Raw genomic sequence first — 23,657 nt, 5'->3', positions numbered from 1 at the left:
CAATTCCGGGCCGCCCGGCTGAGGCCGGCCGGCGCTTTAGGTAATTCACATGGGCTATATTCCGACCGACAATCCCGCGTTGAACGACCAACTGGTGGAGCACGAAAAGATCAAGACAATCGAGGAACTGGGCAAGATCGCGCGCTCCGCGCAAGCGCGGGGCCGGAAGGTTGCACTCTGCCACGGCGTCTTCGACCTCGTGCATCTCGGCCATATCAGACACATCCAGGCGGCGCGCAACGAGGGCGACGTCGTCATGGTCACGATCACCGCCGACCGTTACGTCAACAAGGGACCAGGTCGGCCGATCTTCCCCGAAAACATGCGGGCCGAGATGCTGGCCTCGCTCGCGACCGTCGATTGGGTCGGCATCAATCACACCTCCAGCGCCGAGCCGATCCTGGATACGGTGCGGCCGGACATCTATGTGAAGGGGTCCGACTATGAAAACCCCGAAGACGACGTAACGGGCAAGATCCGGACCGAGCGCGACACCGTCGAGCGTCACGGCGGACGCATCGTGTTCACCCGCGACGTGACATTCAGCTCCTCGTCGCTGGTGAACCGGTATTTCGACATCTACGATCCTCCCCTCCGCGACTACCTGCAAAAAGTCCGTGAAGGTGGCGGCGCCGATCGCCTGCTGAAGCTGATCGACAGGGTGCAGGACATGCACGTCGTGCTGGTCGGCGACACCATCATCGACGAATACCAGTACGTCACGGCGCTCGGAAAGGCCTCGAAGGAAAACATCGTCGCCACGCTGTTCAAGAGCGGCGAGCAATTTGCGGGCGGCGTCATTGCCGCGGCGAACCATGTGGCGAGTTTCTGCAAGTCGGTGGAGGTCGTCACGACGCTTGGTGGCAACGACTACCCTGAGGAGTTCATTCGGGCGCATGTCCGCCCGAACGTCACGTTGACGCCGATCCGCCTTCAGGGCCGTCCGACGACCCGCAAATCGCGGTACGTCGAGCTGGGATATCTGCACAAGCTCTTCGAAGTCTACACCATGGACGACACGCCGCTCGACGAGGCCGATCGGAAGGAGATCGACCGTATCACGACGGAGCGCGTCCGTGGCGCGGACGTGGTGATCGCCACCGATTTCGGTCACGGCATGATCGCGTCGAGCACGATCGACACCCTGATCGCCAACTCCAGATTCCTGGCGGTCAATGCCCAGAGCAACAGCGGCAATCACGGCTACAACCTGATCACGAGGTATCCGCGGGCCGACTACATCTGCATCGACGCGCCGGAGGCGCGTCTGGCTGCAAGCGACAAGTTCAGCGACATCGCGTCCGTGATCGAGGCCGGCTTGCACGGCAAGATCGACTGCGACAACATGATCATCACGCACGGCTCCTTCGGCTGCTACCCCTTCTCGTCGAAAACCGGCGTCACGCGCGTCCCCGCCTTCACCAAGACCGTCGTCGATACCGTCGGCGCGGGCGACGCCTTCCTGACGATCACTGCGCCGCTGGTTGCCGCCGGCGGCAATATCGAGGACGTCGCCTTCATCGGGAACGCAGCCGGCGCGATCAAGGTCGGGATCGTCGGCCACCGCAGCTCGGTCGAAAAGGTGCCGCTAGTCAAGTTCGTCACCGCGCTGTTGAAGTAGCGCGACGGCAGATACTGGAGAACGACAGTGATTGGTCGAAAATGGAATGTGATGGTCACCGGTGGTGCCGGCTATGTCGGTAGCGTGCTGGTTCCCCAGTTGCTCGCTGCGGGCCACAAGGTCACCGTGCTCGACCTGTTCATGTATGGCGAGGACGTGTTCGATGCCGTCCGCAACAATCCCAATTTGCGCCTGATCAAGGGTGACATCCGTGACGAAGCCGCGATGAACGAGGGCCTGCGCAGCAACAACGCCGTAATCCACCTCGCCTGCATCTCCAACGACCCGTCGTTCGAGCTGGACCCGGGGCTCGGCAAGTCCATCAACTACGACTGCTTCCGGCCGATGGTGCGCGCCGCCAAGAAGGCGGGCATCAAGCGCTTCATCTATGCCTCCTCGTCCAGCGTCTACGGAATCAAGGACGAAGCCGAGGTGACCGAGGACCTGTCCTGCGAGCCGCTCACGGACTACTCGAAGTTCAAGGCGATGTGCGAGACCGATTTAGCCGACGAGGCCGCGTCCGGGTTCGTCGCCTGCACGGTTCGCCCCGCCACCGTCTGCGGCTACGCACCGCGACAGCGGCTCGACGTCGTCGTGAACATCCTGACTAATCTCGCGGTTAACACCGGCCGCATCCGCGTGTTCGGCGGAACGCAGCGCCGGCCCAATTTGCACATCGAGGACATGTCAGCCGCCTATCTGTTCCTGCTCCAGCTGGATGACGCAAAGATCGACGGCAAGACCTACAATATCGGCTACGAGAACCACTCGCTGATGAAGATCGCCGACATCGTCAAGTCGGTGGTCGGCAGCAATGTCGACGTCGTCGTCGAGCCGACCGACGATCTCCGCTCCTACCACGTCTCTTCGGAGAAGATCCGGCGCGAGCTCGGCTTTGCGCCGTGCCATACGATCGAGCAGGCCGTGTCCGGCCTCGTTGACGCTTTCAAGGCCGGCCAACTGCCGAACTCGCTTAACGACCCCCGGTACTTCAACATCAAGATGATGCAGAACATCAGCCTGAAGTGAGCGGCGTGCGGATCGGCATCGATTTCGACAACACGATCATCTGCTACGACAAGGTCTTTGCCGCCGTCGCACTTCAGCGTGGGCTGGTGCCGGAAGGGTGGGAGGGGCTGAAGACCGACCTACGGGATCATCTCCGGTCCAGCGCGGGCGGCGAGCTCGCCTGGCAAGGAGTGCAAGGCTTCGTCTACGGCAAGGGAATTGGCGGCGCCGAAATCTATCCGGGCGTGCGGGAATTCCTGGTGGCGTGCAAGCGGGCCGGCTCGAAGGTCTGCATCGTCAGCCACAAGACCCGATTCGGTCATCAGGACCCCGACCGCACCGACCTGCGCGACGCGGCGCGCGGCTGGCTGCGGGGAGCCGGCCTGATCGACGCTGCGGATGCGGCGCTGGCCGTCGACGACGTCTATTTCGAGCACACACTGGCCGCCAAGGTCGAGAGGCTCGCGAGTCTGAAGCTGGACGTCTTCATCGACGATCTGGTCGACGTCTTCGAGCAACCGCATTTTCCGAAAACCACGCGATCGATCCTGTTCACGCGGTCGGAGCCTCCCCACCCCGAACACTGCAAGCCGATCGCGACATGGGCCGATATCCGCCGCGAGGTGTTTGCAGCATGAGCGAGACCGACATCACCGCGCCGGATGCGATGGCAATCGGCAGCCGCCTGGCCGGTGCGCGTGTCGCAGACGCCCAGCCGGCACGGTCCGGCGGCAACAACAGGGTTTTTCGGCTGGAGATGGCGGAGGGACCGCCCCTCGCCCTCAAGCATTATCCGTCCGACGGACGCGATCGCCTGGGACAGGAGTATGATGCACTCTCGTTCCTGGCGCGCCACGGCATCACGTCGACACCACGGCCGGTCGCGAAGGACGCGGATGCGTTCTGCGCGCTGTACCAATGGTTCGACGGCGAACCTGCGGTGCTGCGCCCCCAGGGCGACGATGCCGATCAACTCGCCGATTTCCTCATCGGGCTGCAGAAGCTGCGCGACGCCGAAGGCGCGCAGCATTTGCGCAACGCCTCAGCCAGCATCTTTTCGCCAGAAGCGGCCATCGCCCAGTACGAGCAGCGCCTGGACGCATTGAGGCGGGCATTGGATGATCATCCGGACCTGCGCACGTTTATCGAAGGCAGCCTGGTTCCCAGCACTGCCGTCGCGATTCGGCAGCTCCGCCGGCGCTACGCGGAACTGGGCCGGGGTCCCTCGGCGGACCTTGCGCCCACCCATCGCGCGCTGAGTCCGTCCGACTTCGGACTGCACAACGCGCTGCGCGCCGAAGACGGGCGCTTGCGATTCATCGACCTCGAATATTTTGGCTGGGACGATCCGGTCAAGCTCGTGTCCGACACCGCCATTCACCCCGGCAGCGACCTGCCGGAAGCGAGCGCGAATCGCTTGATCGAACGGCTGTCGCGCGCCTTCGAGGCGAGCGATGACGCGTTTGCGATCCGCCTTGACGTACTATATCCTGTGTTCAAGGGAATCTGGTGCCTGATTGTCCTGAACGCGTATTTGCCGGACAGCCGCTCCCGGCGCGCAATGCCTGCGCAAGGTGGCGATGTTAGGATCCGCCTCGCCGGTCAGCTCGACAAAGCCCGCCGACTTCACCAGACGATTCGCCCAACCGATTTACCGAAGTGACCCGGATCTCACCCCACGCTGAAGCCGCCCTCGCCTGCACGCTGGATGAGCGCAGCCTCTATCTGCGCCGCCTGGTGCTCGGTTCTGTCCGCTCTGCGGGACGCGGACATGTCGGTCCGGCATTGTCGCTGATCGAGATGGTCCGCGTGCTCTACGACGACGTGCTGCGGATCGATCCGAGCAATCCGCGCGATCCGACCCGCGACCGCGCGATCCTCAGCAAGGGACACGGGTGTCTGGCACTCTATGCGCTCTTGGCCGATCGCGGATTCTTTCCGCTGTCGGAGCTGGACGGTTTCTGCGGCCCCGACAGCATTTTGGGCGGACATCCCGAATACGGAATGGTGCCGGGGGTCGAGGCCTCGACCGGCGCGCTCGGACACGGACTGTCGATCGGTGTCGGCCTGGCGCTCGCCGCGCGCATGCGCGAGCGGACCTACCGTACCTTCGTCCTTCTCGGCGACGGCGAGATCAACGAGGGATCGGTGTGGGAAGCTGCCATGGGCGCGGCCAAGCACGGGCTCGACAATCTTGTCGCGCTGATCGACTACAACAAGCTGCAGAGCTACGGGCCCACCGATTACGTCCTGCCGCTGGAGCCGCTCGCGGACAAATGGCGCAGCTTCGGCTTTGCCGTGCAGGAGCTCAACGGCCACGACGTCGGCGCCCTGCGCACTGTCCTGAAGCAGGTCCCGGCCGTTCCGGGAGAACCCACAGCGATCATCTGCCATACCGTCAAGGGCAAGGGTCTGCCGGCCGCGGAATCCAACGCGGATTGGCATCACAAGAACAAGCTCACCGACAGCGAGCTCGACGCCATCCGCGTCGCCGTCGGGGATTTTTGATCGGCTTCTCATGCGCAACACCGCGATGAACATGGTCCACAAGCTCGCCGCGCGCGACGAGCGTGTGCTCTACATCGGCTCCGATCCCGGCGCAGGTACCTTGCGCGCGATGAGCAAGGAGTTTCCCAAGCGCCACCTGATCGAAGGCATTTCGGAAGCGCACATCATCGGCATGTCGGCCGGTCTCGCGATGGAAGGCTTCGTGCCCTACGTCAACACCATCGCCACGTTTCTGACCCGCCGCTGCTACGAGCAGGTCGCGGTCGATCTGTGCCTGCACAATCTGCCGGTGCGGTTGATCGCCAATGGCGGCGGGCTCGTCTACGCCCCGCTCGGCCCCACCCACCAGGCGATCGAGGATATCGCCATCATGCGGGCGCTGCCGAACATGACGGTGGTCTGCCCGTGCGACGCCGACGAAGCGGCGCGGCTGATGGGGCAAACGCTCGACTGGACCGGGCCGATCTACATCCGGCTCGGCAAAGGTGGCGACGCCGTAGTCTCAAAGGCCGAGCACGGCTTCGAGATCGGCAAGGCCATCCTGATGCGGCCGCCAGGCGACGTCGTCATGATCACGACAGGCATCATGCTCCAGCGGGCACTCGCTGCGGCCGACCTGCTGGCCGCGCAAGGCATTCGCGCCGGCATCCTGCACATGCACACGGTCAAGCCGCTCGACACCAAGGCGCTGCTGCAAGCGATCCGGGGTATCAGGCTAGTGGCGACGCTGGAGGAGCACGTGCCCTCGGGCGGCCTGGGCAGCGCGGTCGCGGAGACGCTGATCGACAAGCTCGGCTCTGGCCTGCCCGCGATGCTGCGGTTGTCGTTGCCGGACCGGTTCATGCACAATTACGGATCGCAGGACTCGCTGCTGAAGAAGCACGGACTTTCCGCCGACGCCATTGCGACCTCGATCGCGCGCGCGCTTCCCGCCTCATACACCTCCTCTCCGCAACTTCATTCCACCTGACGGGTCCCATGCACGACGTTCGATATTCCTATCTGCTCGAGCAATTCTCCGACCCAGCACCGATCCTGGCCGAGATCGGCCGACTGGTGGCGACGGGTGACTTCACTCTGGGCAAGCCGGTCGCGGAATTCGAACGGCGCTTTGCCGAGCTGATCGGCGTGCGTCACGCCATCGGCGTCGGATCGGGCACCGATGCGCTCAAGCTGCCGCTCAAGGCGCTCGGCATCGGCCATGGGGACGAGGTCATCACGGCCGCCAACACCTTCATCGCCACCGTCGGCGCCATCGCCGAGACCGGCGCGACCCCGGTGCTGGTCGACTGCGACGACTCCTTCTGCATGAACGTCGACTACGTCGAAGCCGCGATCACGGAGAAAACCAAGGCGATCATGCCGGTTCAATTGACCGGCGAGGTCACCGACATGGGCAGGCTGATGGCGATCGCCCAGCGTCACAACATCCCCGTGGTCGAGGATTCCTGCCAGGGCATCCTGTCGGAATTCGCGGGAAAGCGGTCCGGCACCCACGGTATCGCGGCCGGCTTCTCCCTGCATCCGCTGAAGAACCTCAACGTCTGGGGCGATGCCGGCGTCGTCGTCACCAACGACGACGGGATGAACGAGCGGCTTCGCCTGATCCGCAACCACGGCATGAAGAATCGCGACGAAATCGCGATTCTCGGCTGCAATTCGCGGATCGATTCCCTCCAGGCGGTCGTCGGCAACTGGCTGATCGGCCAGACCAGCGAGATCACGCGCCGTCGAATCGAGAACGCGGCCTATTACGATGCAGGCCTCGCGTGCCTGCCCGGCCTGCGCATTCCGCCGCGCCGGCCTGACGTGAAGCACGTCTACCATCTCTACATGGTGTTCGCCGAGCGCCGCGACGAGCTCTACAAACACTGCCTGGACAACGGCATCGAAGCGAAGATCCACTATCCCATCCCGCTGTATCAGCAGGAAGGCCTCAAACACCTCGGCTACGCGCCAGGCACCTTCCCGGTCACCGACCGCCATGCCCGGGAAGTCATCAGCTTCCCCGTCGACCAGCATCTGACACGGGCGCAGCAGGACCGCGTCATCGAGATCGTTCGGGCGTTCTGCCATGGACGCTGACACCGGCCGCCGGCGCATCGATTACGTCAATCTTCCCGCCCAATTCGAGGAAGAGCGCATTGAGATCATGCAGGCGGTCGAGGGCGTATTCCGGCGCGGCGATTTCATCGGCGGCGCGGCCATTGCCAAGTTCGAAGAGGAGCTCACCACTTATGTCGGCTCGCCGCATGTGGTGACGCTGAATTCCGGCACCGATGCGCTGATCCTGTCCTTGAGGGCGCTCAACATTGGTCCCGGGGACGAGGTGATTACCCCACCCAATTCTTTCGTGGCATCGACCGCGGCCATCATTGCCGTCGGCGCCAAGCCCGTGTTTGCGGACGTGCTGCCGGACCAGAATATCGATCCCGCCGCAGTTGAGGCCGCCGTCACCTCGCGCACCAAAGCGATCATGCCGGTGCACCTGACCGGACGCATGGCGGACATGAACCCGCTGATGGCGATCGCGGCCAAGCACGCTCTCGCCGTGATCGAGGACAGCGCGCAGGCCGTCGGCTCGACCTATGACGGGCGGATGAGCGGGACCATCGGAACGTTCGGCTGCTTCTCCGCCCACCCGCTGAAGAACCTCAATGCCGCGGGCGACGCCGGCTTCGTCGTCACCGCCGACGCCGAGCTTGCCGCGAGAATTCGCCGCCTGCGCAATCATGGCCTGATCAATCGCAGTGACGTCCAGGAATGGGGCATCGTGTCACGCCTCGACACGGTCCAGGCCGAGGTGCTCCGGATTCGCTTGCGTCACCTGCCCTCTGTCATCGAACGCCGGCGCCGCAACGCCGCGCAATACCGCGCCGAGCTCGCCGGCCTTCCCCTGTTCATCCCGGTTTGTCGCAACATCGAGTTCAACACCTTCCACACCTTCGTCGTGCAGACGGACCGTCGCGATAGCTTCCAAAAATATCTTGCCGACAAAGGTATCGAGACCGCGATCCACTATCCGGTACCGATCCACCTCCAGGAGGCGGCTGCGCATCTTGGCCACGGTCGCGGCGCGTTCCCGGCGACCGAGCGGCAGGCAGATCAGATCCTCACGCTCCCCATCAACCAGTTCCTCTCGACCTCGGACATCAGCTATATTTGCGCGACCGCCCGGGAGTACTTTGCATGACGGACACGGCTTTCCTCGAGGCCGATGAGCAGGCATTGGCGCAACGTTTCATCGATGACGGCTTCGTCACCACGCCGGCCGACGATCGCGCCGGGCTCGACCGGATCCAGCGGCGCGCCGCCGAGCTCGCGGCGGACTTTTTGAAGCTGCCACACGGCAACGACCCCTACGCGATGCTCGACACCATCCACACGCGGGTGAGCGTCGATGATCTCAACGGCCTGCGGCTGCACGTCTTCAACGGCCTCAATGCAGAACCCTGGTTCCGGCCGACCTATTTCCGTCTGGCGCGCTCGACGATCGAGACCATCGTCGGCAACGAACTCTGCATGCAGCGCCGCGTCAATCTCAGCATCCAGCTGCCCGGAGACGATTCGTCGCTCCTCGCCACCCATTCCGACGTCTGGTCGGGCGACTCGCCGTTCGAGGTCGTGGTGTGGGTACCGCTGGTCGACGTCCACCGCACCAAATCGATGTATCTGCTGCCGCCATCCCTGAACGGCGACATCCAGGACCGGATGGCCAGCCTGCGCAGCGCCGAGGAACTCTACCAGACCATCAAGCCGCACGCGACCTTCATCGAGATTCCCTACGGTCACGTGATGCTGTTCAACCAGACCCTGATGCACGGCAATCGCGTCAACGAGGAAGCCGGCTCGCGTTGGAGCATGAACTGCCGCTTCAAGAGCATCATGTCGCCCTATGCGGACAAGCGATTCGGCGAATTCTTCGAACCGATCCTGCTACGTCCGGCGACCCGCGTCGGCATGCAATACAAGCTCCCGGGAGGCTTCCATGGCTGAGCGAGCCGGCCATCGCGGCTATATCGGCGCCCGGCCGCTGAACGGCAGCCGCACCCCGCAGCACGTCCAGAACATCGTGATCCGCGACTACGCGCGGCGGAAGAACCTGCATTATCTGCTCAGCGCCGCCGAGCACACTATGCCCGGCAGCTACATGGTGCTCGAGGACATCCTGGACGAGTTGCCTCGATTGCGCGGCTTGATTCTCTACAGCATCTTCATGCTGCCGCCCGACGAGGCAAGGCGGCGGGAGATCTATGACCGCGTGCTGAGCGAGGGCTGCGACCTGCACGCGGCCGTCGAGGAGATCACGCTGTCCTCGCGCGACAACATTCAGGCCGTCGAGGACATCCTGCTCGTCAACAAATTCGCGACCATCCTGTGACGATGCCGCGGACCGGTTGAAAACAATGACCGAGATCAACCTGCTCCAGCCAATGCACGCATCGACCAAGCGGCACTACGTTCAGCGGGTCGTCGAGCACGACAAGGCGGAATCTGCCACTGTCGCGCGGCAATGGGGACGCGACTACTGGGACGGCGACCGCCGCTATGGCTATGGCGGTTATAGCTACGACGGACGGTGGCGGCCGCTCGCCCAGACCCTGATCGACCGCTACGGCATCAAGCCCGGGATGAGCGTGCTCGATGTCGGCTGCGGCAAGGGCTATTTGCTCTACGAATTCACCCAACTCGTCCCTGGCCTCACCATCGCCGGCATCGACATCTCCGACTATGGCATCGCCAATGCCAAGGAAGAGGTGCGACCGCAATTGAAGGTCGGCAGCGCCGTCGAGCTCCCCTACCCCGACCACAGCTTCGATCTCGTGGTGTCGCTCGGCGTGCTCCACAATCTTCCGCTCGAGGACGTCTTCCGCGCCGTGTCGGAGATCGAGCGCGTTGGACGCGGCACCTCGAAATATCTGATGGTGGAATCGTTCCGCGACGAGCGCGAGAAGGCGAACCTGCTCTACTGGCAGCTCACCTGCCTGAGTTTCCATGGTCCGAAAACCTGGGCCTGGATCTACGACAAATGCGGCTACCGGGGCGACCATGGGTTCATCTTCTTCGAATGAAGCAACGGGCCTGCGCCGGCCGGCCTCGCTGCGAGCGCAAAATCTTGAAGTGTATTATTCGGACGACGCCATCGTCACGGCGGACGACGCCACGATCGCGGAACTGAAGCGCATCGCCGCAGGCAATCCGCGTCTGCGCAGCCGGCTGTGCATGCATCCCGATCCCTCGTCCGGCCTGCACGAGATGCTGATCGTGCATCATCGCGAGGCCTATGTGCGGCCTCATAAGCATTTTGGCAAACCTGAGTCGTTTCATTTGATCGAGGGTACCGCGCAGGTCGTGATCTTCGAGGACGACGGCCACATTCGCGACGTGCTAGAGATGGCGCCGTACGGTCGGGGCGCGCTCTGCTACTACCGGATGCCCGAGCAGGTGCTTCACTCGATCCTGATCACCTCGGAGTGGCTGGTGTTTCACGAAACCACCGCCGGTCCGTTCGATCCCTCCCGCACGGCGTTTCCCGACTGGGCTCCGGATGGCGGCGATGCCGCGGAAGTGCAGGACTATGTCACTAGGACCGGTGCGCTCGCCGCGAAGCATCTGGCCCATCGCCATACTTCACGAGCCATTCCAGCAGAGGTTGCTACCGATGACTAATCATTGCCGCCTCTGCCATTCGACCAATTTGCGCCCGGTCATCGACCTCGGACAGATGCCGATTGCGCATCGGCTTCGGCACAGCCGCGACGAACAGGACGAACGGTATCCGTTCGAGGTGTTCGCCTGCGGCGAGTGCGGCCTGCCCCAGATCGTGAAGCCGATCGATCCCGACATTCTGTATCGGCAGTTCAACTACAATTTCAGCAGCTGGAAGCCGGAGCCGCACCAGGTCGACGAACTCGACACCATCGCCAAATTCTCGAGCCACCAATCCGTGTTCGAGATCGGATGCAACGACGGCCTGTTCATGGACAGGCTTCGCGAACGCGGCGCGAAGGTTTTGGTGGGCGTCGAGCCCAACCCGGTGTCCGGCAAGATCGCCCGCGAGCGTGGCGTCAAGGTCTATGCCGACATGATCAGCCCGGCGCTGTCTCACGACGCGGTTGCCGAGGCCGGCAAGTTCGACCTCGTCGTGGCGCGCCAGGTGCTGGAGCACATCGTCGATTTCGAGAACTTTTTCGACTGCGTGAAAATCGCGCTACGCGACGACGGGCTGCTGTTCATCGATGTGCCTGATTTCGCGCCCGGCTCGACGGCGGGCGACCTCTCCGTCCTGTGGGAGGAGCACGTCAGCTATTTCACCGAGCCGACGCTGCTGTCGCTGCTGGCGCGCCACGGCTTCGAGGCGGTGTCGGTGAAGAAGTACAATTTCAGCGGCGGCAGCCTCGCGATTGCAGCGCGACGCGCGACGCGCGACGTGACGACGCCGGCCGCGCCGTCCGGCGTCGGCGAGAAATTCGGTCGGCGCGCCAGGGAGTACGGCGCGCGTCTTCGCCCGATCCTCGCCAAGGCCCGCGCCGACGGCGCCGAGATTGCCATCTACGGCGCCGGCTGCCGCGCCTGCACCTTCACCAATGCCCATGAATTTGCGGATCTTGTCGACCTCTCGGTCGACGACCAGAAGGAGCGCCAGGGCTTGTTCCTGCCCGGCACCGGCATTCCGATCCGCCCGCCGGAGGACCTCGCCGGCAAGTCGGAGCCGCTCGTCTGTCTTCTGGCCGTGAACCAGGAGAACGAAGACAAGGTCGGCAGCGGGCTGCGTGAAAACGTGAAGCGTCCGCTCCACATCGTTTCGATCTTCGCGCCCTCCGACATCTGGAGCGAGCTCGATCGTCTCGAGGCGGCCGCAGGGTCGCGGCATGGCTGAGGACAAGCTCTTCAACTATTACGAACGTCAGGACGTCCTACCGACGTTCGGGAATTTCAAATCCGCCGCCGAACTCGAAGCCTATGCCGGCCTGCGGCGCGAGTTGTTTTCGGACAAGCTGGTGCTGCCGCCGCGGTTGTTCCGCGACGCCGACATGCTCGAATTCGGCCCTGATTCCGGCGAGAACGCGCTCGTGTTTGCGAGCTGGGGCGCGAACATGACGCTCGCCGAGCCGAACCGGCATGCGCACGCAAAAATCCAGGCTTACTTCGCGCATTTCAGCCAAGCCCAACGTCTCCGCGAACTCGTGTCGTTCGACGTCGAAGGATTTCGTAGCGATCGTCGTTTCGACATTATCGATGCCGAAGGATTCATCTACACGGTGCAGCCGACTGAAAATTGGCTCGGCATCTTTCACCGGCTGCTCAATCCGGACGGTTACGCCGTCGTTTCCTACTACGAGCGCTACGGCGGCTTCTTCGAGCTCGCGCTCAAGGCGATTCATGCGGCCGGCAAGGCACTGACGGGCCGTCCCGGGCTCGAGACGGCGAAGCTGCTGTTCGACGCGAAATGGAACAGCATTCCGCACACGCGCAGCTTCGAATCCTGGCTGATGGACGTGCTCGAGAACCCTTTCGTCCGGCACCGCTACTTCCTCGACGCCGGGGCCTTGTGCACGGCGGCGCACGAGCAGGGGTTCGATATCTGTTCGGGGTGGCCCGTCTATCGCGACAGCCTGGACGTCTACTGGCACAAGAAGGTCCTCTCCGACGACGAGAAGCTGCGCCGCGCGACGCGCCACCTCGGTCGCAGCCGTCTGAGCTTTCTCGGCGGACGGAAGCTCTATCTGGCCGGCAAGACCGAAGCGGTCGAGGCGATCTCGGCTTCGATCGAGACACTGGTTCTCGATGTCGATGCGATGATCGACGATCCCTTCGGCGCCAGCCTGCCCCGTGTGATCGCGAACCTCGCGTCACTGCGCGAGACGATACCGGCGACGGACATTCTTGCCGACGATGCGTCCGACATCGACGCCATCATCGCGACCCTCGACAGCTTCCATCGCATCTTTGACGCGATCGGGCGACGGGATGCGTCCACAGTCACCGCCCTCACCCAGTCAGACCGGGCGTTCATCAACACCTGGGGACAGCCGGCGCATTTCCTCGTTCTCCGGAAACGCTTCGAGGGTCCTAGCAAATGAGGCCGGGCATTGGCATCATCGGAACGGGCATGGTCGGCCAGATGTGCCACCTCGCCAATTTCGCCGCGAACCCCGCCTGCCGCGTTGTCGCGATCGCGGATCTCCGGCCTGATCTCGCCGCCGCAGCGGCGCAGAAATTCGACATCGCGCGGGTCTACGGCACGCACCGGGAATTGCTGGCGGATAGCGAGGTGTCGGCCGTCGTCGTCGTTACGAAGCGTCGCGCCACCGGCCCGATCGTGCTGGATGCGTTGAACAGCGGCCGCCATGTGCTGTCGGAAAAGCCGATGGCCTACACCGCGGCTCAGGCCGTTGCGCTGGCCGAGGCGGCGCGGCGGCACAACCTCGTCTACAGCATCGGCTACATGAAGCGTCACGACGCCGGCGTGGCGCGCGCGCTGGCCGAGTTGGCGCGCCTGCGAACGGATCAGTCGCTTGGACGCATTGTCGGCGCGCGAGGCTGGTGCTTCGGCGGCAGCACTGGCCGGTCGCAGGACAATTTCGTCATGACCGGCGAAGTGCGGCCGGACGGGCTCGAGCTCTGGCAGGACGGCCCAGACTGGATGCCGGGCGTGATGCTACCCGGCTACGACAATTTTTTGAATGTGTTCAGCCATATCATCAACCTCGCGCGTTACATGCTCGGATCGTCACCGACAGTCGCGGAAAGCACCATCGAGAGCTCGGGCGCGGCGACCGTGACGCTCGACTTCGACGGCGTCGCCTGCGCGCTGCAACTCGCGAACGGATCCGAAGGCGTCTGGCGCGAGGGGCTGAGCATCGCGTTCGAGCGGGGCGCGCTGACCATCGAATTGCCCCCGCCTTTTGCCGAGCAGGAGGCGGAGGTCATCCTCGATCAGCAAGGACAACGCACGCAATTGCGGCGCGACACGAGCTGGGCGTTTCGGCGTCAAGCCGATGCATTCGTCGCCGATATCGTGGAACGGAGGACGCCGCTGGCTTCCGGCGCAGAGTCTGTGGCCGATATCGCCCTTGCGGAGGCGATCTGGAAACGGCAGGTCATCGCCTAGGGCTCACGCCATCTAGCAATATCCAGCCGATCGCTGATCGCCACATCCTAGCTAAGCGTTTGATTTCGCTGGCAGGAGTGGCAGGGCTCGAACCTGCGACCCCCGGTTTTGGAGTACGGGCGGCATCGTATCATCCGGTGCCGCCAAATTCGTTTGCGTAATGAAATCAAGCGGCTCTCCTCGCCCCCTGATCCACCCTATCCGTTCAGTTCTGTCCTGTACTTTCGCCTTTGGGGTCCGGGATTGGGTCCAGCAGCGGCCAGCCTCGGCGCGATAGTTCGCTGCCATCTCGAGCCTGCCGGCTCCTCCGGCATGGTCGCGTCGGCCGCCAGCTCAATGCAAAGCCGCTCGAATGCCCGTAGCTTGTCGATGATGCGCTGATCTCGCCCCATGCGGCGGCTCAGGATCCCACGGGTGGTCGCCGTAAAGTCTAGGAGTCCGCCCATGGCCCGGGCCACACAGACAGTGTCGGCCAATGCAGTACATTGCGCTGCTTTTTTCGTTCGAATAAGTTGCGGCAATGAATCCGCGGGCCGGGAATTTCGATCTGATGCGGCTCGTCGCCGCTTCCCTTGTGTTTTGGTCGCACCAGTATCAAATTACAGGGTTCCCTGAGCCCGCCGTGCCGTGGGTTGGCTCGCTGGGTGGATTTGCAGTCTTCGCCTTCTTTGCGATTAGCGGTTATTTGAATTCTCTAAGCGTGGTCCGATCGCGTTCGTCGGCGCAATTCCTCATCAGTCGCGCGTTTCGAATTTTTCCTGCTCTGATCGTTTGCGTCTCTTTGTGCGTCCTGATGGGTGCTGTCGTCACAACCCTCCCGTTAAGCGATTACTTTGCTCCGCCAGGTTTGGGATTCAATGGTCGAAACACGCCATTTTCGTTCTTATGGCGGGACTCGATTCTCTTCTTCGGGTTGGATTACAAGCTTCCGGGAGTTTTCGAGTCGAGCCTAGGCACAACTGAGGTGCTAACACCGCTCTGGACGCTTCCCCAGGAGGCAAAGCTCTATGTCTGTTTGGCCATCGTTGCATTAGTTTGCCGGTTCGATGCCCGCGCCATTGGAGGCGCCGTTTTTGTTGTTCTTGGCGGCTTTGCAATCTCCGGCATTTGGAGCGAGCTATTGCCGATCTGGCTCGGCGAGCGGGGCCTGACATGCGCAATTCTTTTCGCCGGTGGGGTCGGCGTTGCTCTGTTAGAACGTTGCCTAACGAAGACGATTGCAGTTGCCTGCTTTACGTCGATCGCGGTGTTGCTCCTGTGGTGTGGCCATAAAGAAACCTTTGCACTCGTGGCGATCGCACCGGTCTGTGTCGTACTAAACACTATCCCGCTGCCCCGGTGGACTGCGCCCAAGCTCGATATCTCGTATGGCGTCTATCTCTATGCTCTTCCAATACAACACCTAACGTCAGACCTGCCTTTAAGCTTCTGGAGCAAGGGCCTTTTCGCTTTCATGGTCACGCTCCTGATGGGTACACTTTCGGCGCTATTGATCGAGCAGCCTATGCTTCGAGTGCGAAAGCGGATCCGTCCATTGTCTTGGCAAGGCAGTTTATGGCCCGCATCGCCGAGCATGGTGCCCGATCTAAAACACGTCAAAGATTAGCGCGACGCATCTTTCCTTCTTCTTGATTTAATCGTGGACCCGACCGCGCTTTCCCACACCCAGCACGAAGTAGCTCGCGCTTTACTAGGTCAAACGGATCGGCAATTTGGTAGTCCGCATGTGACTAGCCGTGCTCGGTGACTGATCCTATATCTTGCGACAACTTCCACCGCGGGTTCGATTGTTAATGCGTTACAGCCCTTTGTTATGCTTGCTCCTGACTGCCTGCTCTTCAATTTGGGCCGATACGTCGGGGCCCGTGCCAGAGTTACAGCCGGTGCAAGCACCCAACCAAGAAACGATAGAAAAGGGCGTTCAGATTGCCGCCAAAGCAGCAAAGCTAGCTATGCCGCTTGAGGTCTCAGCCCTACGGAAGGCTGACCACGGGCCAGGAGATTACTTTGTCTGCCTGCGAGAGGCGAACCCGTTGCCCGACAAGCCACGCCCAACGTATTCCGTGTTCTTCGATGAGGGTTACAAGGACTTGCGATTGTCCGTCATTCTGGAAAACTGCGAGCAACAGCAGTATTCGAGCGCGAACTTGGGCGAGTTTAAATTGCACTACCCAGGAAGATAGAGCGCAACGAATAGCGCTAGGCCGGCAAGTAGGGACGTTCCTGTTTAGCTGAAGTCGAGTTGAACGATGGCTTACTTAGTGTGGCTTCGCGGTTTGCGCGGTCCGACTGCTGAGATCTGGCGAGACCACAGCGAAATTTACCGCAAACGATCAGAGGATCGAGCCCTCGCAGTCCGCGAGCTCACTGATACTGAGGCACACAAGCCTCTTAATCGCTTGGCCAGGAAATATCCGCTCGACCAGCCAGTCGATTGACGCAAATTGGCGTTGATCTGACCATGCCGCCAACTGAGGCGGCTTCTGGGGTGTTCCGCTTATAAATACACGCGGTGGGAACAAACGAAGGTTTATTATTATCACGATCTGTTCTCGCCCGGAGAACAGCGGGGCCGCCAGGTGAACCGGCCGGCCACTTACGCTGGCATTTTAGCTAGCGAGAAGCTTTCACACGCGCAGCATCTAGATCGGCCTTTATCTGCGGCATTGCCGCACCAGCGGGTTCTCTACTTGGCGGCGGCTCGTTGAGGTCTCGCGCCCATGGTGCCCCAGCGCGAATAGCTGACGGCGAGTTGGAATCAGTTGAATGCGCGCAAGCTGAGATGAGGAGACCGCAGAGGGTCAACGAACCTGCCCACATAAGGACATGGATGCGCATTGACTCATCCAACCGATTGCCGAAGAATCGATCCTCACATTATAGCACTAGTTCGCCCTGGGAGAGAGGCCCGCCAGCGAACCGGCGGGCCGTACGGCTTACTGCGGAGGCTTCTTCGTCGCGGTTGGCGGTTTCGCTGTGCCGCTCTTCGGGGTACCATAATTCGCTGTGGTACGAGAGCCATAGCCCCCAGGCTTACCATCCATTTTGTTAGCCGATGCCGGCGATGTCATGAACCCGGCGGCGATCACGGCGCCTCCGAATGCAAGAATTACGAACAGGGCAAAAGCTCTCATAATCGACATTTGCTGCTCCCAATATACGTTGTTCAAAATTCGCCACGCGAAATGCGCGTAGCTCGAGCAACGTATTCCAGAGCAAATGGATCGGCGAGTCTTTCCTGTAGGCATCCGAACGAACCGGCCGCCTCCAACGAGAGACAAGGGCGTTGCCCCGGCACAGGTAGCAAGTGAGTGCGGCGCTAACTCATTCCGAACAGAAAAACCCGCCGGCTCCGGTAGCCGACGGGTTCTCAATGCCCATGCGTACCGCGGTACTCGTCACCAATCCGCGATGGTACATCGTAAAGCGGTACCCATTGACGTCAGGTTACCGCTTCAACCGCCGACGGTGCGTCATCAGCCGCTGCCGGTCTCGCTTTCGGTGGATCCTGCGCCGGCGCTTCATTGTGCCCCCCGCTTTCCGTACTTCGCAATCTCACGAAGCGACAAGCGAACGGTCTGGAGGAGATCCTCAAATCGCTGGTGAGCGGCTTCAAGCCGTCGGCGACGATGTATGTCCCGATCGCGGTCGACGCCTCTACGGGTGTCCGGCGCAACGAATTGCTCGCCTTTCGTTGGACGGACTTTGACGCCCAGGCGAAGACGCTCAGGGTCGAGCGTGCGCTGGAGGTGACCAAGAAGTTCGGGGTTCGGTATAAGGTGCCCAAGACATGGCGGGGCAAGCGCACGATCGCCCTGGACGATGGAACGGCCGCGCTGCTTACGGCGGAGCGGGAGAAGCACCAGCGCGTGTTGGCGGGCATCCCTGACGGCGCCGTCGTCGACCTGAGCCTCGTCCGGCTGCCGGATGACGCTCTGATCTTCCCGGGTGCGCCGGGCCCCGGCGAGAGCTTCGACTTCGCCAAGCCACGGGATCCAAGTGCGTTCTCGAAGTCGTTTCGCCGCGGTGCAGACGCGCTCGGCTTCGTCGGGTTCGAGTTTCACCACCTGCGCGGCACACACGCTACCCTGCTCCTGGACAAGGGCATGCCGGTGCACACCGTGGCCGAGCGCATCGGCGACGATCCGGCGGTCCTCCTCAGGAACTATGCGAAGCGCAAGCGCAAGCAGACGGCCGACACCTCGGTCGCGACAGTCATCAACGCCATCTCTGCCGGAATTCTTGAGTCCTAAGCCGCTTGGGTCCAGCTTGGGTCCAGTTCAGCGTCTGTTCGAGGCAAACAACCGCTTAAGCCATTGAAATATCTGGCAGGAGTGGCAGGGCTCGAACCTGCGACCCCCGGTTTTGGAGACCGGTGCTCTACCAATTGAGCTACACTCCTACGGACCCTGCGTTGCCGCCCGGATCAGGCCGCTTTGAAGCACAGGGGGCGGCCGGATTGCAAGGGTGAAGCGCGCTGGCCTCGCTTGTTTGTGCCGCGCCTTCTGGGCCACAGTCCGCTCCGAACAATAATAAGTAACTGGGAGTGCCCATGACTGCCCAAGCCTTTGCGACCGCCCAAGCGTCCCCGACAGCCGCCCACCGCCCCTCGACCTCGCCGAAGACCCCGCCTCTGCCGGAATCCCGCCCTGAGACGCTGGGGCTGTCGCGCACCCGCCTCCAGGCCATGTCGGACGCCTTCAAGCGCGAGATCGACAATGGAACCGTGCCGGGCGTCACCGTGCTGGTGGCACGGCACGGCCAGGTCGGCTGGTTCGAGGCGCTCGGCCGGCAGAGCCCGACGGGCTCGGCGCCGATGGCGCATGATTCGATCTTCCGCATATTCTCGATGACCAAGCCGATCGTGTCGGTCGGCATCATGACGCTGGTCGAGGACGGCCACCTGATTCTTGCCGACCCCGTCGCGAAATTCATTCCGGAGTTCGCTGACCAAAAGGTCGGTGTGGTCAGCGGCGGCAAGCTGGAACTGGTTTCGCCGAAACGCGCGATGACGGTGCAGGACCTGCTCCGCCACACCTCCGGCCTGACCTACGAGCACCAGGGCGACGGCCCCGTGCACAAGCTCTACCAGGAGTCCCGCGTCCGCAGCCGCAAGATCACCAATGCCGAGCACGCCGCGCTGGTGGCGAGCTTCCCGCTGGTCTGCCATCCCGGCGACGAGTTCAACTACAGCCGCTCCACCGACATCCTCGGGCGCATCATCGAAATCGTCAGCGGCAAGTCGCTCGGCACGTACCTCGCTGAGCGCATTCTCGCGCCCTTGCAGATGGCCGAGACCGGTTTCTCGACAGCTGAGGCCAATGTCGGCCGGCTCGCCGAGCCGTTCGCGGCCGATCCCTGGACCGGCGACAAGGTCGCGCTGTTCAACATGCTCGAACAGCCAATCATGGAGTCCGGCGGCGGCGGCCTCGTCTCCACCACCATGGACTATGCCCGCTTCGCGCTGATGCTGCGCAATGGCGGCACGCTCGACGGCAACAGGATCATCGGCCGCAAGACGCTGGAACTGATGGCCTCCGATCATCTCGGGCCGAACGTGCAGACCAACGGCACGCTGCTGTCGCCCGGCCACGGTTTCGGCCTCGGCTTCGCGGTGCGCCGCGAGGCCGGCATCGCGCCCTTCCCCGGCAGCGTCGGCCAGTATTTCTGGAGCGGCATCGCGGGAACGTTCTTCTGGATCGATCCGAAGGAGGATCTGTTCGTCGTGTTCATGAGCCAGGGCCCGGGACAGCGCGATTTTACGCGGACGCTGGTGCGGGATCTGGTGTACGCGGCGGTGGATTGAGGGCTTCGCCTCGTCGTAGCGTCGCACCTTCACACTCTGTCATGCCACGCGAAGGCGGGGCATCCAGTACTCCGTGTCGGATGTGGTGAGAGCGAGCTCTGCAAGGCAGGCCGCGGAGTACTAGATCGCCCGCCTTCGCGGGCGATGACAGCTACTGGGGCCTCAACTGATCGTCGCGCCGCCGTCGATCACCATGGTTTGGCCGGTCATGAAGTCGCCGGCCTTCGAGCCCAGGAACACCGCAGCACCCGCGATCTCGTCGGGGATGCCGATGCGCAGCAGCGGCGAACGCGCGGTCGAGGCTTTCAGATTCTCCGGATTGTCCCACAACGCTTTCGCGAAATCGGTCTTGATCAGACCGGGCGCGATGCAGTTCACGCGGATGTTGTGCGGGCCGTATTCGCAGGCCAAATTGCGCGCGAGCTGCATGTCGGCGGCTTTCGAGATCGCGTAGGCGCCGAGGATGGTCGAGCCTTTCAGGCCGCCGATCGAGGAGACGATGATGATCGAGCCGTCCTTGCGCTCGATCATCTGCGGCACCACCATCGAGATCAGCCAGTTGTTGGCGACGATGTTGTTGTCCAGAATCTTCCTGAACTGATCGTCGGAGATGCCGGCGAGCGGTCCGTAATACGGGTTCGACGCGGCGTTGCAGACCAGCACGTCGATCTTGCCGAAGGCGCGGTTGCTCTCGTCGATGAGGTTTTGCAGGTTTTCCTTCGACGAGATGTTGGCGGCGATCGCCACTGCCGTGCCCTTGCCGAACTTGTCGTTGATGCCCTTCGCGACCTGGTCGCAGACGTCGGCCTTGCGCGAGGAGATCACCACCTTGGCGCCGTGCTCGGCCATGCGCTCGGCGATCGCAAGCCCGATGCCGCGCGTCGAGCCGGTGATGACGGCGACTTTCCCCTTCATGTCGAACAAGGTCATGGTTCTCTCCCAGATTGATCTTCGTGTTCATTGTCATTCCGGGGCGACGAAGCCGAACCCGGAATGACTGCTCAGTCAGGCGAGCTTCTTGACTTCCGGTCCCGCGGGTTGATGCATCGCCGCGTGCGCATCGTCCGCGATCCACGGCTGCTGGTTCACCATCGGCAGCCGCCAGACATTGCGCTCGGGGCTTACGAAATAGTTGAGCCGCGTCACCGAGCAATTGTCGATATCGAACGCGAGCCCCCGCTCCGGCTGATTGTCGAGCGCCAGCCCCAGCGCCGCCTTGATGGTGCCGCCATGTGCGACGGCGATCACGTCCTGCCCGGCTGCCTCGAGATTGATCCGATCGATGACGCGGCGGGCCCGGTTGTAGAGATCCATGAAGCTCTCACCGCCGGGCGCGGGCTCGTTGATGTCGGCAAACCAGCTCGATCCAACGGGACGGCTGGCGATGAACTCGGCGCGATTCATGCCCTGCCATCGCCCGAGATTTTGTTCGGCGAGGTCCGCTTCCCATGTCATCGCCGCAGGCCTCGGGAAGCCGGCCGCCCAGATGGCTTCGGCGGTCTGATGCGTGCGCATCAGATTGCTCGAATACCAGACCGCCTTGCGTGGCAGCACCTTGGCAACAGCATTGAAGACGTAGGTATCGCTGGTGTCGCAGGCGAGATCAGACTGACCGTAGATGTTGCCGCCGTCATTGCGCACGGGCGCGTGACGGACCCACCACCAGCGTGTCGTCACCACTTTGGGCTTGTCTGCACCTGCCATCGAAACCCTTCCATCCCGTTTGATGTCGCTGTACGTCAGTAGCGAACGTGTCTCAAGACACTTTACCGTTTGAAATCTTGTTTGAAATTCCGTCGCGCGGCAAGCGTCGCGTGCGAACCAAAGGGAGAAACCGCATGGGCCGTCTGCAAGGCAAATCCGTCATCATCACCGGTGCCGGCAGCGGCATCGGCCGCGCGGCCGCGCTGCTGTTCACCAGAGAAGGCGCCAAGCTGATCGCGGTCGATCGCACCGAGGCGGTGAAGGAGACCGTCGACGAGGTGAAGAAGGCCGGCGGTGTCGCGGAAGCGATGATCGCGGATGCAGGTTCCGAACAGGACGTCATGGCCGTGATCGACAAGGCGGTGAAGACGCACGGCCGGCTCGACGTGATCTGGGCCAATGCCGGCGTCTCAGGCGGACTCGTCCCGCTCGGCGAGCAGACCGTCGAGCAATGGCAGGAGGTCTTGCGCATCAATCTGATCGGGCCGTTTCTCGCGGTGAAGCATGCGATGCCGCACATGGTGAAGCAGCAGTCCGGCGCGATCGTGCTGACCGCGTCCGTGGCGGGCCTCAAGGCTGGCGCCAGCGGTCATCCCTATGCCGCGAGCAAGGCCGGCGTCATCTCCCTGGTGCAGACCACGGCGTATTCGCTCACCGGCACCGGTGTGCGCATCAACGCGGTGTGCCCCGGTCTGATCGAGACCGGCATGACCAAGCCGATCTTCGACCGCGCCAAGGAGCGCGGCACCGCCGACAAGATCGGCCAGCTCAATCCGCTCAAGCGCCCCGGCCAGCCGCACGAGCTCGCCGCGATGGGATTGTTTCTGGCCAGCGACGAGGCGTCGTATGTCAATGGCCAGGCCTTCCCGGTGGACGGCGGGCTGACGGCGTCGATGCCGTATACGGGGAAGCCGGTTTAGCGCTCAGTGTCGTCCCGGCGAAGGCCGGGACCCATACCGCGAGGTCTATCGGCTTGCGCACGGTGCCGATCCCGAACAACAGGTCTTCGCAAAACTGCTCCCTGTGGTTATGGGTCCCGGCCTTCGCCGGGACGACGTTGGGGAGATAGCGCGCGCCTCCATCAGCATCGTCATTGCGAGCGCAGCGAAGCAATCCAGAGTCTTTCCGCGGCGGCAGTCTGGATTGCTTCGCTACGCTCGCAATGACGGAGTCTGTGGGTGCAGCGTCGCGCTTCAATTCGCAATCCCATTTGCAGACACACCTTCGCCCTCTCGCGGCGTGTTCGCCCGAGCTTTGCTTCATCGCCTCACCCTCAAATGAAGAGGGCGCAGGGAAGACCGGGTGCCGGCTGGCACCCGCGGTCCACTGTGCGGAGGTGTCGTAAGAACATTGCACAGCGGCATACAGGTGAAGCCAAAACATCCGGCCTTCCCTGCGCAGTGGTTTTACAGCTTATGTCGCGCTCTCCCCGGGGAGCGATGCACTATTGCCCCCGTCGCCTTGCGGATGGCTGATGCGCGTGCCCGGTTGGGCAACCCACATCACCGCAACGCTTGGCGCACAGACCCCGGGCGCCAGGACCACACGATTTCGCCGTACGCCGATCACACCGGTCGTGTGCGCGACACTTTCGCTCACGGTTGCCCGCCCTGCGAATCCTTCGCGCCGATGTGACCAACGTCCACCGCCGTCCGGCCCGCGTTCGTGACGATCGCGATACGCCCCTCTTCCTTGGGCCGGGTTGTCGCGACACATACGCCGTTTCCGAATTTCGGTAAAGTGGAATATTTTTGACGACGCGCGTTGACCGACAATTGAGGTGTTTTGCCCGTCGGGCAATACAACGTCTTGTAGCCCGGATGAGCGAAGCGACATCCGGGATTCCGACCACGAGCTGTCCCGGGTATCGCTTCGCTCACCCGGGCTACGGGACC

21 protein-coding genes and 1 tRNA gene are annotated in these 23,657 nt (G+C 62.7%); 19 read left to right on the top strand and 3 right to left on the bottom strand.

Annotation, left to right across the window (positions count from 1 at the left end):
* Positions 1-49: 49 nt before the first annotated feature.
* The 17 genes from ABIB91_RS01920 to ABIB91_RS01840 all read left to right on the top strand — a co-directional run bounded on the left by ABIB91_RS01920 (position 50) and on the right by ABIB91_RS01840 (position 18,505).
* Positions 50-1,621, top strand: coding sequence for a PfkB family carbohydrate kinase (locus ABIB91_RS01920; RefSeq protein WP_354158610.1), 1,572 nt, complete (start codon positions 50-52; stop codon positions 1,619-1,621).
* A 27-nt stretch (positions 1,622-1,648) separates the two neighbouring features.
* On the top strand, positions 1,649-2,650 hold the full coding sequence (locus ABIB91_RS01915; protein ID WP_354158612.1) for an NAD-dependent epimerase/dehydratase family protein: 1,002 nt from the start codon (positions 1,649-1,651) through the stop codon (positions 2,648-2,650).
* A gap of 5 nt (positions 2,651-2,655) precedes the next feature.
* Positions 2,656-3,267, top strand: coding sequence for an HAD family hydrolase (locus ABIB91_RS01910; protein WP_354158614.1), 612 nt, complete (start codon positions 2,656-2,658; stop codon positions 3,265-3,267).
* The gene (locus tag ABIB91_RS01905; protein WP_354158616.1) at positions 3,264-4,292 is read left to right on the top strand and encodes an aminoglycoside phosphotransferase family protein; all 1,029 of its coding nucleotides are present in this window, start codon (positions 3,264-3,266) and stop codon (positions 4,290-4,292) included. The genes ABIB91_RS01910 and ABIB91_RS01905 overlap by 4 nt, the downstream gene beginning before the upstream one ends.
* Positions 4,289-5,137 (top strand): transketolase, encoded by an 849-nt coding sequence (locus ABIB91_RS01900; RefSeq protein WP_354158618.1) that lies wholly within the window; start codon positions 4,289-4,291, stop codon positions 5,135-5,137. Before ABIB91_RS01905 ends, ABIB91_RS01900 begins: the two co-directional genes overlap by 4 nt.
* Positions 5,138-5,147: 10 nt before the next feature.
* A complete protein-coding gene (locus tag ABIB91_RS01895) occupies positions 5,148-6,107 on the top strand; it encodes a transketolase family protein (RefSeq protein ID WP_007602952.1) in 960 nt (319 codons plus the stop codon).
* An 8-nt stretch (positions 6,108-6,115) separates the two neighbouring features.
* Positions 6,116-7,222: a DegT/DnrJ/EryC1/StrS family aminotransferase gene (locus tag ABIB91_RS01890; RefSeq protein ID WP_354158620.1), complete on the top strand. Its 1,107-nt coding sequence runs from the start codon at positions 6,116-6,118 to the stop codon at positions 7,220-7,222.
* Positions 7,212-8,330, top strand: a complete 1,119-nt coding sequence (locus tag ABIB91_RS01885) for a DegT/DnrJ/EryC1/StrS family aminotransferase (protein WP_354158622.1) — start codon at positions 7,212-7,214, stop codon at positions 8,328-8,330. The genes ABIB91_RS01890 and ABIB91_RS01885 overlap by 11 nt, the downstream gene beginning before the upstream one ends.
* Complete coding sequence (locus ABIB91_RS01880; protein ID WP_354158624.1) at positions 8,327-9,133, top strand: sporadic carbohydrate cluster 2OG-Fe(II) oxygenase; 807 nt, start codon at positions 8,327-8,329, stop codon at positions 9,131-9,133. Before ABIB91_RS01885 ends, ABIB91_RS01880 begins: the two co-directional genes overlap by 4 nt.
* Positions 9,126-9,518: an LIC12192 family sporadic carbohydrate cluster protein gene (locus ABIB91_RS01875; RefSeq protein ID WP_247396583.1), complete on the top strand. Its 393-nt coding sequence runs from the start codon at positions 9,126-9,128 to the stop codon at positions 9,516-9,518. The genes ABIB91_RS01880 and ABIB91_RS01875 overlap by 8 nt, the downstream gene beginning before the upstream one ends.
* 25 nt (positions 9,519-9,543) lie before the next feature.
* Positions 9,544-10,209, top strand: a complete 666-nt coding sequence (locus ABIB91_RS01870; RefSeq protein ID WP_007602947.1) for a class I SAM-dependent methyltransferase — start codon at positions 9,544-9,546, stop codon at positions 10,207-10,209.
* Positions 10,187-10,807, top strand: a complete 621-nt coding sequence (locus ABIB91_RS01865; RefSeq protein WP_007602946.1) for a WbuC family cupin fold metalloprotein — start codon at positions 10,187-10,189, stop codon at positions 10,805-10,807. The genes ABIB91_RS01870 and ABIB91_RS01865 overlap by 23 nt, the downstream gene beginning before the upstream one ends.
* Positions 10,800-12,017, top strand: coding sequence for a class I SAM-dependent methyltransferase (locus ABIB91_RS01860; RefSeq protein WP_354158627.1), 1,218 nt, complete (start codon positions 10,800-10,802; stop codon positions 12,015-12,017). Before ABIB91_RS01865 ends, ABIB91_RS01860 begins: the two co-directional genes overlap by 8 nt.
* Positions 12,010-13,221, top strand: a complete 1,212-nt coding sequence (locus ABIB91_RS01855) for a class I SAM-dependent methyltransferase (RefSeq protein WP_007602944.1) — start codon at positions 12,010-12,012, stop codon at positions 13,219-13,221. The genes ABIB91_RS01860 and ABIB91_RS01855 overlap by 8 nt, the downstream gene beginning before the upstream one ends.
* Positions 13,218-14,252: a Gfo/Idh/MocA family protein gene (locus ABIB91_RS01850; protein WP_219684105.1), complete on the top strand. Its 1,035-nt coding sequence runs from the start codon at positions 13,218-13,220 to the stop codon at positions 14,250-14,252. The genes ABIB91_RS01855 and ABIB91_RS01850 overlap by 4 nt, the downstream gene beginning before the upstream one ends.
* A 550-nt stretch (positions 14,253-14,802) precedes the next feature.
* Positions 14,803-15,858 (top strand): acyltransferase family protein, encoded by a 1,056-nt coding sequence (locus ABIB91_RS01845; protein ID WP_354212979.1) that lies wholly within the window; start codon positions 14,803-14,805, stop codon positions 15,856-15,858.
* A gap of 1,918 nt (positions 15,859-17,776) precedes the next feature.
* Positions 17,777-18,505 carry a site-specific integrase gene (locus tag ABIB91_RS01840; RefSeq protein ID WP_354212978.1) on the top strand — a complete coding sequence of 243 codons (729 nt, stop codon included), beginning with the start codon at positions 17,777-17,779 and terminating at the stop codon, positions 18,503-18,505.
* Between the two features lie 73 nt (positions 18,506-18,578).
* Here ABIB91_RS01840 and ABIB91_RS01835 read toward each other — a convergent pair.
* Positions 18,579-18,654 (bottom strand) — tRNA-Trp (locus ABIB91_RS01835).
* A 150-nt stretch (positions 18,655-18,804) separates the two neighbouring features.
* Here ABIB91_RS01835 and ABIB91_RS01830 point away from each other — a divergent pair.
* Positions 18,805-20,058, top strand: a complete 1,254-nt coding sequence (locus ABIB91_RS01830; protein ID WP_354158809.1) for a serine hydrolase domain-containing protein — start codon at positions 18,805-18,807, stop codon at positions 20,056-20,058.
* 162 nt (positions 20,059-20,220) lie between these two features.
* Here ABIB91_RS01830 and ABIB91_RS01825 read toward each other — a convergent pair whose 3' ends face one another.
* Positions 20,221-20,988: an SDR family NAD(P)-dependent oxidoreductase gene (locus ABIB91_RS01825; protein WP_219683752.1), complete on the bottom strand. Its 768-nt coding sequence runs from the start codon at positions 20,986-20,988 to the stop codon at positions 20,221-20,223.
* 75 nt (positions 20,989-21,063) lie between these two features.
* Complete coding sequence (locus ABIB91_RS01820; RefSeq protein ID WP_354158811.1) at positions 21,064-21,762, bottom strand: histidine phosphatase family protein; 699 nt, start codon at positions 21,760-21,762, stop codon at positions 21,064-21,066.
* Between the two features lie 134 nt (positions 21,763-21,896).
* Between ABIB91_RS01820 and ABIB91_RS01815 the strand changes: the two genes are divergently transcribed.
* The gene (locus ABIB91_RS01815; RefSeq protein WP_219683755.1) at positions 21,897-22,682 is read left to right on the top strand and encodes an SDR family NAD(P)-dependent oxidoreductase; all 786 of its coding nucleotides are present in this window, start codon (positions 21,897-21,899) and stop codon (positions 22,680-22,682) included.
* Positions 22,683-23,657 lie beyond the last annotated feature (975 nt).

The organism is Bradyrhizobium sp. JR4.3, assembly GCF_040547695.1.
Lineage (GTDB): Bacteria > Pseudomonadota > Alphaproteobacteria > Rhizobiales > Xanthobacteraceae > Bradyrhizobium > Bradyrhizobium canariense.
The sequence above is the reverse complement of the archived record's forward strand: the minus strand, read 5'-3'. Positions and strand labels throughout refer to the sequence as shown.